This is a genomic window from Micromonospora sp. KC723 (assembly GCF_004348595.1).
Taxonomy (GTDB): Bacteria; Actinomycetota; Actinomycetes; order Mycobacteriales; family Micromonosporaceae; genus Micromonospora.
In genome coordinates this window covers 1-19529 of the sequence record NZ_SMKD01000110.1, presented here as the reverse complement: position 1 = coordinate 19529, position 19529 = coordinate 1, and the positions used below count along the sequence as shown (strand labels likewise).

General features: G+C 74.3%; 15 protein-coding genes. 6 read left to right on the top strand and 9 right to left on the bottom strand.

The features are described 5' to 3' along the window. A partial coding sequence (locus E1165_RS21525) for an MFS transporter (protein WP_132393588.1) occupies nt 1-1198 on the bottom strand: 1198 nt, incomplete at its 3' end. Nucleotides 1199-1426: 228 nt separating this feature from the next. On the opposite strand from E1165_RS21525, the gene E1165_RS21520 reads away from it, so the two are divergent. The 3 genes from E1165_RS21520 (at nt 1427) to E1165_RS21510 (ending at nt 3194) form a co-directional block, all read left to right on the top strand. After that, nucleotides 1427-2401, top strand: coding sequence for a helix-turn-helix transcriptional regulator (locus E1165_RS21520; protein ID WP_132393587.1), 975 nt, complete (start codon nt 1427-1429; stop codon nt 2399-2401). A 73-nt stretch (nt 2402-2474) separates the two neighbouring features. After that, complete coding sequence (locus E1165_RS21515) at nt 2475-2702, top strand: DUF397 domain-containing protein (protein ID WP_132393586.1); 228 nt, start codon at nt 2475-2477, stop codon at nt 2700-2702. A 216-nt stretch (nt 2703-2918) separates the two neighbouring features. Then, the gene (locus E1165_RS21510) at nt 2919-3194 is read left to right on the top strand and encodes a hypothetical protein (protein WP_132393585.1); all 276 of its coding nucleotides are present in this window, start codon (nt 2919-2921) and stop codon (nt 3192-3194) included. Nucleotides 3195-3436: 242 nt separating this feature from the next. Here E1165_RS21510 and nudC read toward each other — a convergent pair whose 3' ends face one another. From nudC to E1165_RS21490, 3 genes are all read right to left on the bottom strand, one after another. Continuing rightward, complete coding sequence (nudC, locus tag E1165_RS21505; RefSeq protein WP_132393584.1) at nt 3437-4384, bottom strand: NAD(+) diphosphatase; 948 nt, start codon at nt 4382-4384, stop codon at nt 3437-3439. Then, entirely contained in the window at nt 4381-5721 is a 1341-nt protein-coding gene (locus E1165_RS21500; protein WP_132393583.1) for a pitrilysin family protein, read from the bottom strand. Before E1165_RS21500 ends, nudC begins: the two co-directional genes overlap by 4 nt. Before the next feature lie 115 nt (nt 5722-5836). Beyond that, nucleotides 5837-7147, bottom strand: a complete 1311-nt coding sequence (locus E1165_RS21490) for a pitrilysin family protein (RefSeq protein ID WP_132393582.1) — start codon at nt 7145-7147, stop codon at nt 5837-5839. Between the two features lie 238 nt (nt 7148-7385). On the opposite strand from E1165_RS21490, the gene E1165_RS21485 reads away from it, so the two are divergent. From E1165_RS21485 to E1165_RS21475, 3 genes are read left to right on the top strand one after another with little or no spacing between them, the layout of a single operon-like run. Then, nucleotides 7386-8444: an ABC transporter substrate-binding protein gene (locus tag E1165_RS21485; RefSeq protein WP_132393581.1), complete on the top strand. Its 1059-nt coding sequence runs from the start codon at nt 7386-7388 to the stop codon at nt 8442-8444. Continuing rightward, the gene (locus E1165_RS21480) at nt 8441-9220 is read left to right on the top strand and encodes an ABC transporter ATP-binding protein (RefSeq protein WP_132393580.1); all 780 of its coding nucleotides are present in this window, start codon (nt 8441-8443) and stop codon (nt 9218-9220) included. Before E1165_RS21485 ends, E1165_RS21480 begins: the two co-directional genes overlap by 4 nt. Beyond that, on the top strand, nt 9210-10085 hold the full coding sequence (locus E1165_RS21475; RefSeq protein ID WP_132393579.1) for an ABC transporter permease: 876 nt from the start codon (nt 9210-9212) through the stop codon (nt 10083-10085). Before E1165_RS21480 ends, E1165_RS21475 begins: the two co-directional genes overlap by 11 nt. A 20-nt stretch (nt 10086-10105) precedes the next feature. On the opposite strand, the gene E1165_RS21470 is transcribed toward E1165_RS21475, so the two are convergent. The 5 genes from E1165_RS21470 to E1165_RS21450 form a co-directional block, all read right to left on the bottom strand. Further along, a complete protein-coding gene (locus E1165_RS21470) occupies nt 10106-10306 on the bottom strand; it encodes a hypothetical protein (protein ID WP_132393578.1) in 201 nt (66 codons plus the stop codon). 214 nt (nt 10307-10520) lie between these two features. Then, a complete protein-coding gene (locus E1165_RS21465) occupies nt 10521-11810 on the bottom strand; it encodes a DEAD/DEAH box helicase (protein WP_132393577.1) in 1290 nt (429 codons plus the stop codon). 219 nt (nt 11811-12029) lie between these two features. Further along, the gene (locus E1165_RS21460; protein ID WP_007464836.1) at nt 12030-12233 is read right to left on the bottom strand and encodes a cold-shock protein; all 204 of its coding nucleotides are present in this window, start codon (nt 12231-12233) and stop codon (nt 12030-12032) included. Between the two features lie 214 nt (nt 12234-12447). Further along, nucleotides 12448-15882: an ATP-dependent DNA helicase gene (locus tag E1165_RS21455; RefSeq protein WP_132393576.1), complete on the bottom strand. Its 3435-nt coding sequence runs from the start codon at nt 15880-15882 to the stop codon at nt 12448-12450. Between the two features lie 85 nt (nt 15883-15967). Continuing rightward, on the bottom strand, nt 15968-19483 hold the full coding sequence (locus E1165_RS21450) for an ATP-dependent helicase (RefSeq protein WP_371687374.1): 3516 nt from the start codon (nt 19481-19483) through the stop codon (nt 15968-15970). Between the last annotated feature and the right edge of the window lie 46 nt (nt 19484-19529).

Sequence of the window (19529 nt, the reverse complement as noted above, 5' to 3'; positions counted from 1 at the left end):
GGACGGCACGCCACGCGGCGGGCGGGGAGAGGCGACGGCCGCGCCACAGCCAGACGCCGGCCGCTGTGGTGATCACCCCGACGAGCACGAAGAGCAGGCGGTAGTCGAACGCGCCGACGACCAGCGCGCCTGCCCCGATGGAGAATGCCTGCGGCCCGCTGACCAGCGCCTCCGACGCCGCGGTCACCCGGCCCAGCAGCCCCGGCGGGGTACGCCGCTGGATCAGCGTGTTGAGCCCCACCATGGTCAGCGGCAGCGACACCCCGGCCAGCAGCAGCGCGAGCACCCCCAGCCGCAGGTCCGGCCAGGCCAGCGCGAGCGCGGCCGGCCCGAAGAAGGTCACTCCCGCGGCGAGCGCGCCGACCTCGCCGACCCGACGCACCACCGCCGGGGAGAGCAGGCCACCGACCAGCCCACCGACGCCCTGCACGGTGACCAGCACCCCCACGAACGCGGCGTCCCGGCCGAGCCCCTGGTCGACGTACGCGAAGATCAGTGACTCGCTGAAGCCCATCACCAGCGAGCCCAGCCCGTAGCCGAGCAGCGCCCGGCGCAGCGCCGGCTCCCCGGCCAGGTGGCGCAGCCCGGCACCCACTTCGGCCGACCAGCGCAGGGTGACCGGTGCCGGCTCGACCTCGCTGGTCCGGAGCAGCCCGACCACGGCGGCGGCGGTGAGGAACCCGACCATCGCCAGCGTGGCGAGCAGCCACCCGCCGACCGCCGCGTAGAGGGCCGCGCCGGCGAGCGGGCCACCGAGGCGCAGCCCCTGCCGGACGGTCTGCAACGCCCCGTTCGCCTCGGCGAGCAGTTCACTGGGCACGAGCTGCCGGATCAGGCCGCTGAGGGTCGCGCTGAGCGTGAGGTACGACAGCCCGTACAGGGCGGCCACCACGTAGATGATCCAGACATCGGCCCGGTCCCGGACGGCGAACAGCGGGGTGAGCAGGATCGCCGTGCCGAGGTTCGCGGCGACGAAGAACGGCCGACGGCGGCACCGGTCGACGACCCAACCCACCAGCGGCGCCAGCGTCATCGGCGCGATGATCGCGAAGATGGTCGCGCCGGCCAGGCCGTCCGAGCCGGTCAGGTCCTTGACCCAGATGGCGAGCGCGAGCAGCAGGATCGACTCGGCGGCCATGCTGGCCAGCAACGCGCCGAAGAGCAGTCGGAAGTCGGGGTGGCGCAGGACGGTGCGCATGGGGTTCCCTCCACGGGGGTGGCGCCCGGTGGGCGCGGTCTGGAGGAGGTGCGGCCGGCCCGGTCATCGTCGTCCGTGCCGCTGGCACTTTCCACAGTCCTCTTTTTGTCTCGTGACACGCCCTTGCCGGGAACCTCCGACGTCGGTCGCGCGTCCATACTGACCGTGGGGGGCGAACTTCATACAGTTACCGTCGCGTCCGCGGCGGTCGACGGAATCGAGGACACCGTGCCTCCTGCCGTACCGAGCCCGATCCTGCGTCGGCGCAGGCTCGGCACCGAACTGCGCCGCCTGCGCGAGGCGGCGGGGCTCACCGGCGACCAGGTGATCGAACGTATCGGCTGGGCGTCGGCGTCCAAGCTGTCCCGTCTGGAGAACGGGCGCAGCCGACCCGACCCGGACGACGTGGCCGTGCTGCTGGCTCTCTACGGCGCGGACGCGGAGTTGCAGACGGACCTGCTCACCATCGCCCGGGAGGCCGGCGACGTGCGCGGCTGGCGCAAGTCGTACCCGGTGATGACGCAGCAGCAGCTCGGCTGGGCGGAGATCGAGGCCGGCTGCGCGGAGATCCGCGAGTACAACCCCGTTCTCGTGCCCGGGCTGCTACAGACCCCCGGCTACGCCCGGTTGCGGATCGTCTCGGCGGACCGGGCCGCCGAGACGGCCGGTGACCCGCAGGCCGGCGAGGGACCGGAGACCGAGGTCCGCGCCCGGCTGGCCCGGCAGTCGCTGCTGGACCGGGTCGACGGTCCCCGCTACACGGCGGTGCTGGAGGAGGCGGCTCTCGGCGAGCGGGCCGGCCCGGTCGAGGTACGCCGCGAGCAGTTGGCCAAGCTCTGCGAGCTGGCGATGCTTCCCAACGTCACGCTGCGCCTGCTGCAACGCACGACGGTGATCGGCGAGTTCTACCTGCCACCGACCGCGTTCTCGCTCTACCGCTTCGCCGATCCGCAGGATCCGGAGACGCTGGCGATCGAAGGTGGCTTCATCGACGTCATGTCACACGACGCAAACACCGTAAATCACTATAAAGTGGTCTTCGAGTGGCTGTGCTCGGCGGCGCTCTCCGCAACGGACACCGTCTCGTGGCTCTTCGAGGAGACGGGGCGACTGACCGGGACGGCGACTCCGTCCACGGCGGCCCACGGGGCGGCAGCGGCGCCGGCCCAGCGTCGGCCGTCCGGGCGGCTGACGGAGCGGTGATCCACACCGGACCTCCGTCGGGGCCGGGCGGGCCCACTCGGCCCCATCGGAGTTCCAGAGCAGGAGCAGAACCATGAACGAGATCCGCAACACCCTCTCCGCCCGGCAGCTGGCCGACGCCGCGTGGCGCAAGAGCACCCGCAGCCAGACCTCGAACTGCGTCGAGATGGCCCCGCTCAGCGCCGCTGCGGTCGCGCTGCGCGACAGCAAGGACCCCAGCGGGCCGGTGCTGCTGTTCAACCGGGCCGGATGGCTCGGCTTCGTCAGCGGCGCGAAGAACGGGCAGTTCGACCTGACCTGATCCGGCGACAAGGCGAGGGGCCGTCGGCACGACGCCGGCGGCCCCTCGTCGCGTCCGTCGCCACAACCATCCTGAACAGGCATCGGATGATCGGACAACGCTCACACCGATGCCGGCGTTTCACTTGCTGGGACGGACGGCGGGCGTAACATGACGTTTCAGTGACGTGGAACTTCCACTGCGTACCCGTCCGTCGCGGTCCATCCGGAGACAGCCATGAGTTTCCTGATCGTTCGTACCGACATCCGCGCCGCCGCCGACACCGACATCGCCGCCGCCTGCGCCGGCGGCGGCCGGCTCCGCGACGAGACGACCGCGCCCGAGCCGCGCCGCCAGATCGTCCACGCCGAGGACCGGGAGGCCGCGCTGCTGCTCGCGCGGGCGCTCTCCAGCGTCGGCGCGGTCCGCTCCGGCCGGCAGCGGGTCAAGGTACTCCCGCTCGACGGGCGCGCCTCCAACCGGCAGGGAGGCCGGCCAGGCACCGGCACCTGACGCACCGACGTCCGTCCTGGCGGACCGGCTCCCCCGCCGCGTTCCTCGCCCTTCCGCCATGACGGCCCCGTGCTCCGGCCCGTGACCGTCGCGGCAACGACGGCCACGGGCCGGAACCGCGTCCGCCCCGGGCCCGCCGGGCCCCGCACGATGCGGCTTCCTGCGACATCCACCGGCCCTGACACCACGACATGCCGCGGAACACGAGGCCAGCCGCGCCGACGGGCACCGGCCGCCGCCGGTCAGCAGTGGCCGTCGAGCCAGCGGTGGATGAGGAAGAGCGCGATCGAGGACGCAGGCGGCAGGATCATCCGGTCACCGCCGCCGACGTCCACCGGCCGGCCCGCCAGCACCGCGCCGATCTCCCGCCGGGTGAACCAGCGGGCGTACGCGATCTCGGCAGGATCGAGCCGCACCGGCGCCCCCGGATCCGCCTCCGCCAGGAAACCGAGCATCAGCGAACCGGGGAACGGCCAGGACTGGCTGCCCGCGTACACGATCCGCTCGACCGCGATCCCGACCTCCTCGCGGACCTCGCGCAGCACGGCGGCCTCGGCCGATTCCCCCGGCTCCACGAAACCGGCCAGGCAGGAGTAACGGCGCTCTCCGGCCGTACGGGGCCAGGTCGCGTTGTTACCGAGCAGGCAACGCCCGTCCAGCCCGTCCACCCCGTCGTGCACCAGCACGATCATCGCCGGGTCAGTCCGCGGCCAGGCCCGGTGGCCCTGCGCGTCCACCCGGGACCAGCCGCCCTCGTCGACCTCGGTGCGGTGCCCCGTCCGTGGCGACCAGCCGTGCCCCAGATGCCAGTTCACCAGCGCCAACGCGGTGGTGAAGAGCCCCGCGTCCCGGTCAGCCAACAGATGGCCGACCTCGCGCAGGCTCGCCTCCCGGGTGCCCGGCAACTCCGGCAGCGGCGCGTCCACGGCGAAGACCGGGACGCCGTCCGGCTCCACGCCGAGAAACAGCCGCACGCTCTCCCCCATCGGGCCCAGCTCGACCGCGTCCCGCAGCACCAACGCGGGCGGATTGGTGCCGTCGCGTACCAGCGCCCGCCCGTCGCGGGCCGAGTCGAGCACCAGCACCCGGGCCCGCAGCCACGCCTGCGCCAACCACTCCCGGTCGGTACGCCGGTGCGCCGCCCGGTCCAGGGTGGAGCGGGCCAGCGGTGGGGTCGGCTCGCCGCTCACGCCGGCTCCCGACGTACCGGAGTCAGGGCGGACAACTGCCCCTCGATCCGGTCGGCGTCACCCAGCACCACGGTGACCGCCTTCGCCGGGGCCAGGTAGCGGGCGGCAACCTCGGCGACGTCGTCCACGGTCGCCTTCGCCAGCCGGGCGGCATGCTCGGCGAGGAAGTCCAGGCGCAGCCCGTTGCCCGCGTACGCACTGGTCAACGAGGCGAGGCCGGCCTGGGTGGACATGCCCAGCTGAAGGGTGCCCAGGGCGTACTGGCGGGCCTGTTCCAGCTCGTCCGGCTTCGGCGCCAGCGTGGCCAGCCGACCCAGCTCGTACGTGGTCTCCAGCAGCGCGGGACCGGTCACCTCGGTGGCCACCTCGGCGCTGGCCACCAGCGCCGAGCCGGCGACGGAGTGCTCCACGGCCGAGTGCGGCCCGTACGTGTAGCCCTTGTCCTCGCGGATGTTCTCCGTCCAGCGGGATGAGAAGTAGCCCCCGAAGAGCAGGTTGGCCAGTTGCAGCGCGGCATGGTCGGGATGGGTGCGGGGCACCGCCGGCAGCGCGACGCGCAGCGACGACTGCACCGAACCGGGCCGGTCGACCAGCAGCAGCGGGCCGGGCTCCAACGGCGGGGCGGGCGGCAACTCCACCCGGTGCCCATCGCCCTGCCAACCGGCCAGGGCCAGCTCGGCGGCGTCCAGCGCCCGTTCCGGCTGCAGGTCGCCGACCAGCACCAGCACCGCGCCCGCCGGGTGGACCCGCTCGGCGTGCAGCCGGCGCAACGCCGGTGGGCGGACGGCTCGGACCTGATCGGGCTCGGGGGTCTGCACCGCGTACGGGTGGCGGCCGTAGATCCGCTTGAGCAGGGCCGTCCGGGCCAGGTGGGCCGGTTGGCTCTGGGCGACCTGGATCCGGTCGACCAGCCGGTCCCGCTCGGTGTCGACCCACTCGGTCGGGTAGGCGGCCCCGGTCAGCACGTCGGCGAGGATCTCGAGCATCCGGCCCAGGCCGGTGACCAGGCCCGCCCCGGAAAGCATCAGCCGGTCCGGGTCGATCCCGGCGGAGAGCCCTCCGCCGACCTTCTGCAGTTCGGCGGCGATCTGGGTGGCGGTGTGGGTCGCGGTGCCGGAGAGCAGGGTCTGCGAGAGCATCGCGCCCCGGGCCAGGTGCGCACGCCCGAACGGCATCCACAGCCGCAACTCGACCAGCGGGACGGCGGGACGGCGGACCGCGATCACGGTCAGCCCGTTGGGCAGCGTCCGCTCGGCCTGCTTCGGCAGCTTCAGCCTGCGGGTGGGGCCGAGCGGCGGCAGGCCGCGCGGCGCGGCGGGCACGACGGTCGTCGTCACCGAGCCTCCTCCGTCCGCGACTGCGGGGCTCGCAAACCCGGCTCACTCCTCGCGCTCACCAAGCCCACCCCCGTCCGCGACTGCGGGGCTCGCAAACCCGGCTCACTCCTCGCGCTCACCTGGCACCTCCGGGGATGACCTCGACTGCGGCGCGGCGCTCCGGCCGCAGGGTGGCGGCGGCGGCGCGTACCTGCTCCTCGGTGACCTCACCAACGAGCCGGGGCAACTCGTTGAGCAGGCCCGGCTCGCCCCGCTGCTGCTCCAGCACCGCCATCCGCAGCGCCCGGCCGAGCACCGCGTCGGTGTCGCGCAGCAGGTGGGTGGCCATCCGGGCCTGGGTGCGGGCCAACTCGCCGTCGGTCAGCCCGTCGGTGGCGAGCCGGTCCAGTTCCTCGTCGATCGCGCCCAGCACCTTGTCCACGTCGCCGCCGGGCGGCAGATGCGCCTGGAGCAGCAGCGCGGTGGGGTCGCGTACGTCGAAGGGATCGCCCATGAAGCCCAGGTAGCCACCGAGGCCGGTGACCGTACGGTCCCGCTGGACCAGCCGCTCGACCAGCCGGGACGCGTCGCCGTCGGTGAGCACCTCGGCCAGCACCACGTACGGCAGGTAGCCGGCGAAGTCGTCGATCGGGTCGGGCACCCGCCAGGCCCCGGCCACCGCCGGCAGCGGCGCCAGCGCGTCGGTGTAGGCGTGCCGCCGCTCGACGGTCAGGTCCGGTTCGGCGAAGTCGGGGCGGGTCGGCGCGGGGCGGGCCGGCACGTCACCGAAGTGCCGCTCGACCAGGGTGGTCGCCTCGGCCACGTCAATGTCGCCGCTGACCGCCAGGACGGCGTTGCCGCTGGCGTAGTAGCGGCGGAAGAAGTCGGCGGCGTCGGCGACGGTCGCCGACTCCAGGTCGTCGAAGGAGCCGTAGCCGTCGTGCGCGTTGGGGAAGGTGTCGAACATCACCGGCGGCAGGGTCAGCCAGGGGAACCCGCCGTACGGCCGGTTGAGCACGTTGACCCGGATCTCCTCCTTGACCACGTCGACCTGGTTGCGCAGGTTCTCCTCGGTCAGCCGGGGGCCGCGCATCCGGTCGGCCTCCAGGAACAACGCCCGTTCCAGCGCGTTGGCCGGCAGCGTCTCGTAGTAGTCGGTGTAGTCGAGGTGGGTGGAGCCGTTGAAGGTCCCGCCGGCGCCCTGGACGTGCCGGAAGTGGGCCAGCTTCTCCAGGTTCTCCGAACCCTGGAACATCAGGTGCTCGAAGAGGTGGGCGAAGCCGGTCCGCCCCTCCGGCTCGGATCGGATACCGACGTCGTAGACGACCGCCACCCCGATCACCGGGGCGCTGCGGTCGGGGGTGAGCACCACCCGCAGGCCGTTGTCGAGGCGGAACCTCTCGACGGGGTACTTCGTCGCTGGAATCTTCGCTCTCCGCGTCGGCACGTGATCGACCCTAACGCGTCCGCGCTCCCGCCACCGGCGACCCTTCCGGGCCGCGCCGGGACCGGCCCTGCCCGGCGGCCGGTGCGGCCCCGAGGGTCGTCGCGCGCTTCCTCGGTCCGGCGGAACAGCCGACTTCCCAGCAGGGCCGCGTCCTGCATGGTGGACGGCTCTTGACGCCGCCCGCAGGCTGTCCCAGCATTCCTATCGACTAAGTAGGGATACTGGGATTGGATGAACGATGAGACGGCTACCCTTCCGCCGGTTGGTCTCCCTCGCCACCCTCGCCGTGATCGGCGTGGCGACGGCAGGGACGACCGCGGCGTGCGGTGACGACAGCGCGTCCGGCGCGTCCGGCCCGGTGACCCTGCGACTCGGCTACTTCCCGAACATCACCCACGCCCCGGCGGTGGTCGGCGTCGAGAAGGGCATCTTCGCCGAGAAGCTCGGCAGTGGCGTCAAGCTGGAGACCAAGACCTTCAACGCCGGCCCGGCCGCCATCGAGGCGATCTTCTCCGGCGCGCTCGACGCGACGTACATCGGTCCCAACCCGACCGTGAACGCCTTCTCGAAGTCCCGGGGAGAGGCCGTCCGGGTGATCTCCGGCGCCGCCTCCGGCGGGGTGGCCCTGGTCGTCAGGCCGGAGATCACCTCGGTGGAGCAGCTGCGCGGAAAGAAGATCGCAACTCCGCAACTCGGCAACACCCAGGACGTGGCGCTGCGCTACTGGCTCAAGGAGAAGGGCCTGAACACCACCAAGGAGGGCGGCGGCGACGTCACCATCGTCCCGCAGGAGAACGCGCAGACGGTGGAGACCTTCGGCAGTGGCGCGATCGACGGCGCGTGGGTTCCCGAGCCGTTCGTCTCCCGGCTGGTCAACGCCGGCGGCAAGGTCCTCGTCGACGAGCGTGACCTCTGGCCGGACCGGAAGTTCGTGATCACCAACCTGATCGTGTCCACGAGGTTCCTCAAGGCCCACCCCGACGTGGTGAAGAAGCTGGTCGAGGGGCAGGTGGCCGCGAACGAGTACGTCAACACCCGGCCGGACGAGGCCCAGCAGGCCATCTCCACCCACATCGGCCGGATCACCGGCAAGCCGCTGGACGTAAAGCTGATCAAGCAGGCGTGGCCGACGTTGGAGTTCACCAACGACCCGATCGCCTCCTCGCTCAAGACCGGGCTGGACCACGCCGTCGCGGTGGGACTCACCCAGCCGGTCAACCTCGACGGACTCTACGACCTGACCTACCTCAACGAGGTGCTCAAGGCACAGGGCAAGCGCCAGGTCGCGCAGCCGTGACGCCCACGACGACGACGCCGGAGAGCGCCACCACCGCCGTGGCGCTCTCCGGCGTGACCAAGGTGTACGGGCGCGGGACAAACGTCGTCCTCGCGTTGGACAGGGTGAGCCTCGACGTCCGGCCGGGCGAGTTCGTCTGCCTCGTCGGAGCGTCCGGATGCGGCAAGAGCACCCTGCTCAACCTCGTGGCCGGGCTGGACCGCCCCAGCGGCGGCGACATCACCGTCGCCGACGGAGCCCGCCCGGGGCTGATGTTCCAGGAGCCGGCGCTCTTCCCGTGGCTGACCGTGGAGGCCAACGTCGAGGTGCCGCTCAAGCTGCGCGGCATCCCCCGGGCGGCACGCCGGGAACGGGTGGCGGAGCTGCTGCGCACCGTCCACCTGGCCGACTTCGGTCGCAAGCGCCCGCACGAGCTGTCCGGCGGGATGCGGCAGCGGGTCGCCCTGGCCCGCACCCTCGCCCTGGACACTCCGGTGCTGCTGATGGACGAGCCGTTCGGCGCGCTGGACGCGATGACCCGCGACATCCTCCACGACGAACTGGAACGGATCTGGACCGAGCGCAACCTCACCGTCCTCTTCGTGACCCACAACGTCCGCGAGGCGGCCCGGCTCGCCGACCGGATCATCCTGCTCAGCAGCCGGCCCGGCCGGATCATCTGGTCCACCGACGTGGCCGTGCCCCGGCCCCGGCGCATCGACTCCCCCGAGGTCGCCGCGATCGCGGCCGAGGTCACCGATCGGCTCCGTACGGAGGTGGGCCGCCATGCCGCCTGACACCCTGACCCGCACCGACGCGGAACTCTCCGGACTGGACGCACTGGAGATCGCCGGCCGGCAGAAGGAGACCTCCCGGGGCGCCCGGATCTGGGCGGCCACCTGGCCGAAGCTCGCCGCGCTGGCGCTGGCCGTCGCGATCTGGCAGCTCGTGGTCCTGAGCGGTTGGAAGCCGCCCTGGTCGCTGCCCGGCCCGCTGGTGGTCGGCGAGGAACTGCTCCGGCAGGCCGGCAGCGCCCAACTCTGGGACGGCATCGCCGTCACGCTGCGCCGGGCCGCCGTCGGGTACGTCTTCTCGGTCGCCGTGGGCCTGCTGGTCGGGCTCGCGGTCGCCCGGTCGACGGTGCTGCGGGCGGCCATCGGCTCGATGATCACCGCCCTGCAGACCATGCCGTCGATCGCCTGGTTCCCGTTGGCGATCCTGCTGTTCGAGCTGAGCGAGAAGGCGATCTTCTTCGTGGTGGTGCTCGGCGCCGCGCCGTCCATCGCCAACGGCGTGATCGCCGGGGTCGACTACGTCCCTCCGCTGCTGCTGCGGGCCGGCCGCAACCTCGGCGCCCACGGGCTCGGCCTCTACCGGTACGTCATCGCGCCCGCCGCGCTGCCGGCCATCGTCGCCGGGCTCAAGCAGGGCTGGGCGTTCTCCTGGCGCAGCCTGATGGCCGGCGAGCTGCTGGTCGTCGGCATCTCGCAGACCTCGCTCGGCGCGCAGCTCACCTACGCCCGGGAACTGGCGGACTCCCCGTGGCTGCTCTCCACCATGATCGTGATCCTGGTGATCGGCCTGCTGGTCGACGCGGTCTTCGGCGCGGCCGACACGGCGATCCGCCGCCGCTGGGGCGTCCTCGACCAGGCCGGTCGGTGACCGGCGCACCGAGACCCGCCTCAGCCGGCGGTCAGCCCCACGGCCGGCGCCCCCGCGCCGCCGGGGCTGTGCAACTCCACCAGCCCCACCGGCGCGCCCCGGCCCGGCCGCGGATGCCAGGGTGCGAACGCGGCGACCATGGCGAGCAGCAGGCCCGCGCCCGCCACCGCCAGCACCACCATCAGCTCACGCACCGCCCCCGAGTCGGCGTCGCCCACCATGTCGACCTTTCCGAGCCGGCCCCCCGGTCGGCTCTTCCCCCGGGGGAGAGCATCGATCACCCGCCGGCCCGGCGACAGTCGCCGATCGGACGCACTTCCGCCGCCTTACCGACTCATCCCCCCACACCGTCACCGACCGCACCCCTCCGGTCGCCCCGCGTCCGGACGGGTGCCGGGTGGGACGGACCGCAGGCGGCGTCGACGGCGGCCGGCGTCAGGCGGTACGGGGACGACGCGGGCGGCGTGAACGTCCCGACGCCCGGTGCGCCTGCCCCGCCGTACGCGGGCGGGCGGTCGGGGCCGGCTGCGGGGCGACGATGGTCACCGGCATCCCGGACGGCTCCCTGGCCCCGGTGACCCGGGCCAGGGCCTCGTCGCCGAGGCGCACCTCAGTGGACTGGGGCTTGATGCCGGCCACGCTCATCAGCCGGGAGACGTCCCGGCGCTGCTCCGGCAGAACCAGGGTGACCACCGTGCCGGACTCCCCCGCCCGGGCGGTACGACCGCCCCGGTGCAGGTAGTCCTTCGCCTCGGTCGGCGGGTCCACGTTGACCACCATGTCGAGGCCGTCGACGTGGATGCCCCGGGCCGCCACGTCGGTCGCCACCAGGGCGGTGACCTGGCCGGTGCGGAACTGCTCCAGGATCCGGGTCCGCTGCGGCTGCGACTTGCCCCCGTGCAGGGCCGCGGCGCGTACCCCCTTGGCCAGAAGCTGGCGGGCCAGCCGGTCGGCGCGGTGCTTGGTCCCCATGAACAGGATGGTGCGGCCCTCGCGGGCGGCGATCTGGGTGAGCGCGGCGGGCTTGTCGACCGCGTCGACGTGCAGCACGTGGTGGGTCATCGCGGTCACCGTGGCGGTGCCCGGATCGACCGAGTGCGAGACGGGGTTGGTCAGGAAGCGGCGGACCAGCCGGTCCACGCCGCCGTCGAGGGTGGCCGAGAAGAGCATTCGCTGGCCCTTCGGGTCGACCTGCTCCAACAGCTTGGTGACCTGCGGCAGGAAGCCCATGTCGGCCATCTGGTCAGCCTCGTCCAGGACCGTGACGGCGACCTCGCCGAGACGGGCGTCACCGCGGTTGATCAGGTCGTGCAGCCGTCCGGGGGTGGCCACGACCACCTCGGCACCGGCGCGCAGCGCGTCCGCCTGCCGCTGGAGCGACAGGCCGCCGACGACGGTGGCGCAGCGCAGCCCGAGGGCAGCGGCGTACGGGGCCAGCGCGGTGGTGACCTGCTGGGCCAGTTCGCGGGTCGGTACCAGCACCAGCGCCAGCGGGCGGCCGGCCCGAGCCCGGCGACCGGCGGTGCGGTGCAGCACGGGCAGCCCGAAGGCGAGGGTCTTGCCGGAACCGGTACGGCCCCGACCGAGCACGTCCCGGCCGGCGAGCGAGTCCGGGAGGGTCGCCGCCTGGATCGGGAACGGGTCGTTGATGCCCTGCGCGGCCAGCTCGGCGACGAGCGCGGGAGCCAGGCCGGTGGCGGCGAAACTGGGAATGGTCATGGTCATGCGCGATGCCTTCCTCGACGCGGCACGTGTCGAGGGAGGGCGCCGCCGAGGCGACGCGGTCACCGGCGGACATGTCCGCCGGGACTCACAAGCACGAACCGAAAGGGTACGGGCGGTCCGCCGCAGCGCGCCGCACCGCCGGAGCGGGTGGGCGGCGCGGCGGACCGGCCCGTCACCACGCCCGGAGGGCGCGGAGGGTGTTACCGGTCGATCCGAGGATCAGAGCGGGCGGATGTTCTCCGCCTGCGGGCCCTTCTGGCCCTGGGTCACCTCGAACTCGACGCGCTGGTTCTCGTCCAGGCTGCGGTAGCCGGAGGACTGGATCGCCGAGAAGTGGGCGAAGACGTCCGCGCCGCCGCCGTCCGGGGTGATGAAGCCGAAGCCCTTGTCAGCGTTGAACCACTTGACGGTACCAATTGCCATGTGTTTCGTCTCCTTGACGGAACGTTCGCACCCGCACCTGTTGCGGGCCGAAAAGGTGCACACCGTACGCGATTGCACGGCGTAGCTGTCGCTGCTGGTCGCCCCGCCCGGAGAACTCCGGACACAACAAAGAGCGCCCGGGGCCACAATCCGCCAGGCGCACACAGAGTCTCTGGAAACCAAAACTGCAACGCTGTCAACGTACCACGGATTCTCAAGCTTGCCACCCCCCGGGGGCAACTTCGGGCACGCCGGCAATGAGCGCGGTGAGGCCGTCGGCGTCGAGCAGGTCGGCCGGGCGCACCGTGACGCCGTCCCGGACATAGTGGAAGGCGGCCCCCACCCGGTCGACCGGCACCCCGGCCAGCTCCGCCCAGGCCAGCCGGTAGACGGCGAGCTGCACGGCGGCCACCTCCGCCTCCCGCCCGACAGGCTGCCGACCGGTCTTCCAGTCGACCACGTCGTACCGGCCGCCGGGGCGGGCGAAGACGGCGTCCATCCGGCCCCGGACCACCACACCGGCGATGAGCGTGGCGAACGGGACCTCCACCTCGACCGGCACCCGGTCGGCCCACTCGCTGGCCAGGAAGCGCTCCTGGAGTTCGGTCAGCGCCGCGTCGGGCGCGGCGTCCGCGTCGGCCGCGCCGGGCAGTTCGTCGACGTCGAGCAGCCGGTCCGCGCCGAAGCGCTGCTCCAGCCAGGTGTGGAAGGCGGTGCCCCGCCGGGCGTACGGGTTGGGGGCGGTGGGCATCGGCCGGCGCAGCGTACGGGCCAGCGCCGCCGGATCCCGGCGCAGCGCCACCAGCTGCGTCACCGAGAGGTGCCCGGGCAGCGCAACCTCCACCGCCTCGGCCTGCCGCAGCAGCTCGGCACGCTCGGCGAGGAGCAGGTCCGCCTCCTGCCGCCAGCGCGTCACCTCGGGGTCGTCCCCGGCCGGATCCGCGGCTTCCGCGCCGATCGGCCCGGAGCCCGCCACCGGACCGGCCGCCGGGTCGGGGACCAGCTCGCGGTGGGCCGCCGCCGGGTCGGCGAGGTAACGGCGGACCAGCGTCGCCGCCTCGGTCAACGCCGGCCGGCGGACGCCCAGCGGGTCGGCCGGCCACTCGGCCCGCAGCACCATCTCGGTGGTGGGGTTGACCGCGTCGCCGGCCGGCTCGGGCGTCCACTCGTCGACCAGGTGGCCGTCCCCGCCGTCGAGGCAGGCGTCGTGCACCTCGCGCAGGAAGACCGACGGGCCGCGGAACCGCTTCGTCCCCTCCCCCCACCAGTAGCCGGAGCAGAGCAGCAGCCGGCGCGGGCGGGTCACCGCCACGTACGCCAGCCGACGCTCCTCCCGTTCGTCGTGCGCCCGCCAGGCGTCGGTGAAGTCCTCCAGCGCCCGGGCCACCCCGCGCTGGTCCTGCGCCTGCGTCAGGGCCAGCGCGGGCAGCCCGTCGGCGTCCCCGCGCAGTGGGAACGGCAGCGCGCCGAGCCCACCCAGCCAGTGGTCGGAGTTGCGCACCGGGCCGGGCCAGACGCCCCGGGTCAGCCCGGCCACCGAGACGACGTCCCACTCCAGTCCCTTGGCGGCGTGCGCGGTGAGCACCTGTACCGCCCCCGACACCACCTCGACCTCGCCGGGGGCCAGGCCGCGCTCCTCGTCCTCGGCGGCGGCGAGGTAGGCCAGGAAGCCGGCGAGGGTCGCGCCGGGAGTCTCCCCGCCGAACCGGGCCGCGACGTCGCCGAGGGCGTCCAGGTGGCCCCGGGCCAGGCCGGCGTCGCCGGTGCCGTCCCGGCCGGCCCGGACCGCCACCTCCACGTCCAGGCCGATGGTCCGCTCGATGTCCGCGATGAGTTCCGGCAGCGTCTGGTCCAGCCGGTAGCGCAACAGCGCCAGCTCCATCGCGTACGACCGCAGCCGGGCGTAGCCCTCCGCCGAGTACGCCTGCGCCGGTCCCAGGTCGGCCAGCGCCTCGACCAGGGTCGCCTCGTCCAGCGCGTCCACGGTGATCTCCGGCCCGTCGTCGCCGGTCCGCTCCCGCCGGGCCCTGGCGATGGCCCGGGCCCGCCGGTGCAGGGCGACCAGGTCGCGCGGCCCGATCCGCCAACGCGCGCCGGTGAGCAGCCGCAGCAGCGCCGCCCCGTCGGTCGGGTCGGCGAGCACCCGCAGGGTGCAGACGACGTCGCGGACCTCGGGGGTGTCCAGCAGGCCGCCCAGGCCGACCACCTCCACCGGCAGCCCCCGGGCGCGCAGCGCCGCCTCGATCGCCGGGATCTGGCTGCGCAACCGGACCAGCACGGCGGTGGTGGGGCGGCGCGGCACCGGGATGTGCTCGGGCAGCGCGTGCGGCATCCCGGCCGCCCCCCGCCAGGCGGTCAGCACGCTGTCGGCGATCCAGTCGGCCTCGTCGGCGTACGTGTGCAGCAGTGCGCAGTGGACGGTGCCCGCGGCGTGGCCGCGCGGGCTGCGGTGCGGGATCGGATCCCGGACGCTCAGCGCCGCGTGCAGCTCCGGCACCCGGGCACCGGCGGCGCGCAGCGGGACGGAGAGCGCGTTGGCCACGCCGAGGATCTCCGGCCGGTTGCGCCAGCTCGTGGTGAGCCCGAGCACCTCGGCCGGGGCGCCGCCGACGCGGGCGAACTCGGTGGGGAACCGGTCCAGGGTGCCGGCGCTGGCCCCGCGCCAGCCGTAGATGGACTGGCACGGGTCACCAACCGCGGTGACCGGATGGCCACCCCCGAAGAGCGCGTTGAGCAGCACCACCTGGGCGTGGCTGGTGTCCTGGTACTCGTCGAGCAGCACCACCCGGAAACGGTCCCGCTCGATCGCCCCCACGGCGGGATGGTCGCGGGCCACCCGGGCGGCCCGGGCGAGCTGGTCGGCGAAGTCCATCGCCTCGAAGTCGTCCTTGCGGCGGGCGTACGCCCGGACCAGCGGCAGCAGCTTCAGCCGGGTCTGCTGGAGCTGCAACGCCTTCCGCACGTCGGCGTAGACCCGGCCGGGGCGGGACTGGACGTCGGCGAAGAAGCGGCCGGTCCAGGCGGCGAGATCGTCCGGGTCGACCAGGTGCTCGTCCAGCTCGCCGGCGAGGGCCAGCACGGCGTCGGTGACGCTGCTCGGCATCCGGTCCACCTCGGACATGTCGCCGTCGTAGTTGCGCACCAGCAGGTCGACGAGCTGCCAGCGGGACGCCTCGGTGAGCAGCCGGGTGGTCGGCTCGTACCCGGCGCGCAGCCCGTGCTCGGCGACGATCCGCCCGGCGTACGAGTGGTAGGTGGAGACGGTCGGTTCGCCGGCGAGCGGGTCGTCCAGCGGATCGCGCCCGCGCCGCCCCAGCCGTCGTACGAGTTGGTCGAGCCGGGCCCGCACCCGGTGCGCCAGCTCACCGGCCGCCTTGCGGGTGAACGTGAGGCCGAGGATCTGTTCCGGCCGGACGTACGAGTTGGCCACCAGCCAGACCACCCGGGCGGCCATCGTCTCGGTCTTGCCCGAGCCGGCGCCCGCGACCACCAGCAGCGGCTCGACCGGGGCGGAGATGATCGCCGCCTGCTCCCGGGTCGGGGCGGGCAGCCGCAGCAGCTTCGCCAGCTCGACGGGTGTGTAGCGCGGCCCGGAGTCGGGGGTGCGGGGCACCGGGGCGGCGGTGCCGAACAGCGCGGGCTGGCTCACCGGGGTGCCTCCGTCGATGTGGCGTCCGGCCCGCCCGCCGGCTGGCGGTCGGGGGCGGCCAGGCACGGGGGCTCGCTCGTCACGTTCACGGCTGCTCCGGGGGACGGCTCGCCGGCGGTTCCACGACCTGACGGCCCTGCCCGGAAACCGGGCAGCTGGTACGCACCGGGCACACCCGACACTTCGAGTTGGCGACCGCGGCGAAGGTCGCGGCGGCCATCGTGTCGGCGGTACGCCGCACCAGCGCGGTGGCCCAGCCGGCCTCGGGGCCCTGCCCGGCGGCGGCCTGGGTCTGCTCCCTGGCGTCCTTCGCCCCGGTGCCGAGCTGCACCAGCGCCGCACCGCCGGGCTCGTCGCCGAACTCGGCGAACGCTCCCGCCTCGACCGCCGCCTGGTACGCGCCGAGCTGCGGGTGCTCGGCCACCTCCCGCTCGGTCACCGCGGTGGACTTCCCGGTCTTCAGGTCGATCACCACGAGCCGGCCGTCGGCATCCACCTCCAGCCGGTCCACCCGGCCGGCCAGTTCGACCGGACGGGTCGGGTCGTCGAGTCGGACGGCGAACTCGTGCTCGATGGCGAGCAGCCGGCGTGGGTTGCCCGCCAGCCAGCGGAGCAGCTTGTCCACCATGGCCTCGGCGCGTTCCCGCTCCGGGCCCACCATCCACCGGGCGGCCAGCTCGATCGCGTCGAACCGGGCGGACACGTACTCCAGCAGGGCGGCACGGTCGGCGGTGGCGTCCTCGGCGAGCATCGCGGCGGCGTGCACCAGGTTGCCGACGCCCTGCGCGGTGCTGGCCGGGCCGCTGCCGCCGTGCCGTTCCAGCAGCCAGCGCAGGCTGCACCGCAGGGCGCTCTCCATGGCCGACGGGGTGACCCGGACCGGTTCGCCCTCCTCGACCAGCGGCCGGTCGTCGGAGAGGCCCCGCAGCCCCCACCAGTCGTCCGGGTGGGCGCCGGGGATGCCGGCGGCGGCGAGGCGGGCCAACTCGGCCGCCGCCGCCCGCCGGCGGGTGACCGGGGCGGTCGGGTCGGTCACGGCGGTACGCAGTTCGGCCACCAGCGCCGACAGGGTCAGCGCCCGGGGCACCTGCCCGACCGGCAGTTCCCCCCGCCCGCCGTCCTCGGCGTGGCCGCCGTCGTCACCGGATCCGCCGGGCCTGTCGGACTCGCCGGGCGTACGCTCACCCGACCTGCCGGGACCCGGCGACTCGCCGACACCGAGCTCGTACAGGAACCGGCTGGGCTGCTCCTCGTGGTCGTCGCCGCCGACGGCCGCGGAGGCGACGGCGGTGACCAGCAGCCGCCGCCGGGCCCGGGTCACCGCCACGTGGAAGAGCCGGCGTTCCTCGTCCAGCAGGGCGGAGGTCTGCCCGACCAGGCCGGCCCGGGCGCCGGCGTCGTCGGCCCGGCCGGCGAGGACGTCGACCAGCCGCTCCGAGCCGAGCAGGCTGCCCCGCAGCCGCAGGTCGGGCCAGACGCCCTCCTGGACCCCGGCCACCGCGACCAGGTCCCACTCCAGGCCCTTGGCGGCGTGCGCGGTCAGCAGCCGGACGGCGTCGCCCCGGTCGGCGCTGGCGGCCAGGGTGTCAGCGGGCAGGTCCTGGCCGAGCACGTGGTCGAGGAAGACCTCGGTCCGCGCACCGGGCAGGCGGTCGGTGAACCGGGCCGCCGCGTCGAAGAGCACCAGCACGGCGTCCAGGTCGCGGTCGGCGGCCTCCGCCCGCCAGCGCTGGGCGGTCTCGTGCTCGCCGGTTGCGGCCCGTCCCCGGTTGATCGCACCGGCCCAGCGTTCGGCCAGCCCGCTGGCCTGCCACACCGCCCAGAGCACGTCCTCGGCGGTGGCGCCGGGATCGGCCGCGGCCCGCCGCGCGGTGGCCAACAGCTCCGCCACCGTACGGGCGGGCTCCACCCAGCGCCGGTCGATTCCGGCCAACTCTGCCGGGTCGCGCAGCGCCGCCACGATCAGCTCCCCGGAGGGGCGACGGTCGCCGGCGGCCAGCGCGAGGGCCCGCAGCCCCTGCCGCAGCCGCCGCTCGGCCAACGGATCGGCGCCGCCCAGCGGGGAGTGCAGCAGGGCGACCGCCGCCTCCTCGTCGAGCCGTTCCGGCTCCAGCGCGCAGCGCAGGAGGAGCAGCAGCGGCGCGACCGCCGGTTGCAGGTGCAGCGGCAGGTCCTCCCCGTGCACGACGGTCGGCACCCCGGCGGTGTGCAGGGCTCGGCGCAGCGAGGGCAGGTGCAGGTGGGTGGAGCGGACCAGCACCGCCATCTCGGACCACGGCACGCCGTCGAGCAGGTGCGCGGTACGCAGCGCGTGGGCGAGCCAGGCGGCCTCGCTGGTGGTGGAGCGGAAGGTGCGCACCTCGACGGCGCCGGGCGGGGTGTCGGGCAGCGGACGCAGCCGCCGGTGCGCCGCCGGCCCGCGCAGCCGCCGGGCCAGCCGCCCCGCCGCCCCGAGCAACGCCGCGCCGGCCCGGTAGGACGTGGTCAGCGTGACCTGCGCGGCCGGCGCTCCGGAGACGGTACGGAACCGGTGCGGGAAGCCGCCGACCAGGGCCGGGTCGGCACCGCGGAAGGCGTACGTGGAGGAGTCCGGGTCGGCGAACACCACCAGGGGCTTGCCGCCACCGGCGATCACGGCGAGCAACTCCTGCTGGGCCGGGTCGGTGTCGGCCAGTTCGTCGACGTAGACGTGGGCCAACCGGCGGCGCTCGGCGTCGAGCAGCTCCGGATCGTCGAGCAGCATGCCGGTGGCGGCCCGGACCAACTCGGCCGGGTCGTACGCGACCGAGCCGCGGTTGCTGACGTCGCGCAGGGCGAGGACGGCGACGTACTCCCGGAGGAAGCGGGCGGCGGCCGGCCAGTCGGCGCGCCCCAGCCTCTCTCCCAGCCGGGCCAGTTCGACCGGGCCGACACCCCGCTCGGCGGCCCGCATCAACAGGTCGCGCAGCTGCGCGGCGAAGGCCCTGGTCCGCAGGGCGGGGCGCAGATCCTCCGGCCAGCCGACCGGGTCGTCGCCGGGCTCCTCGCCGACCACGTCGAGCAGCTCCCGGATGATCAGATCCTGCTCGGGGCCGGTGAGCAGCCGGGGCGAGGGCTCACCCCGCTCGGCGGCGGCCCGGCGCAGCAGCCCGAACGCGTACGCCGGGAAGGTGCGCACCAGCGGCTCGCGCAGAACCCGGTGGCCGTCGGCGGCGATCCGCGCCTCGATCCGGTGGCGCAGGTCGGTGGCCTGCCGGCGGGCGAAGGTGAGCACCAGGACCCGCTCCGGGTCGATGCCCTCGGCCACCCGGGCGGCGACCGCCTCGACGAGGGTGCTGGTCTTGCCGGTGCCCGGACCGCCGATGACCAGCATCGGCCCGTCGGTGTGCGCGACGACCCCCGCCTGGAGCGGGTCGAGCCGCCCCCGAAGTTGCCCGTGCGCCGGGTACGCGGCATCGCCCGCCGGCCCCGCGGACCGCAACTCCCCCTCGGTGCCCGCGCCGACCCGACCGTCGCCCTCGGTCGGCCCGCCGGGCCGACGGTCCCCCCGAACCGTCGCGGCGGACCGCCCGTCGTCCGGGACCGGTCCGGCAGGCCGGCGCACCAGCCGGTACCCCTGCACCCCCACATCCCACCACGCCCGTACGACACCCGCCTCCACCCCACCC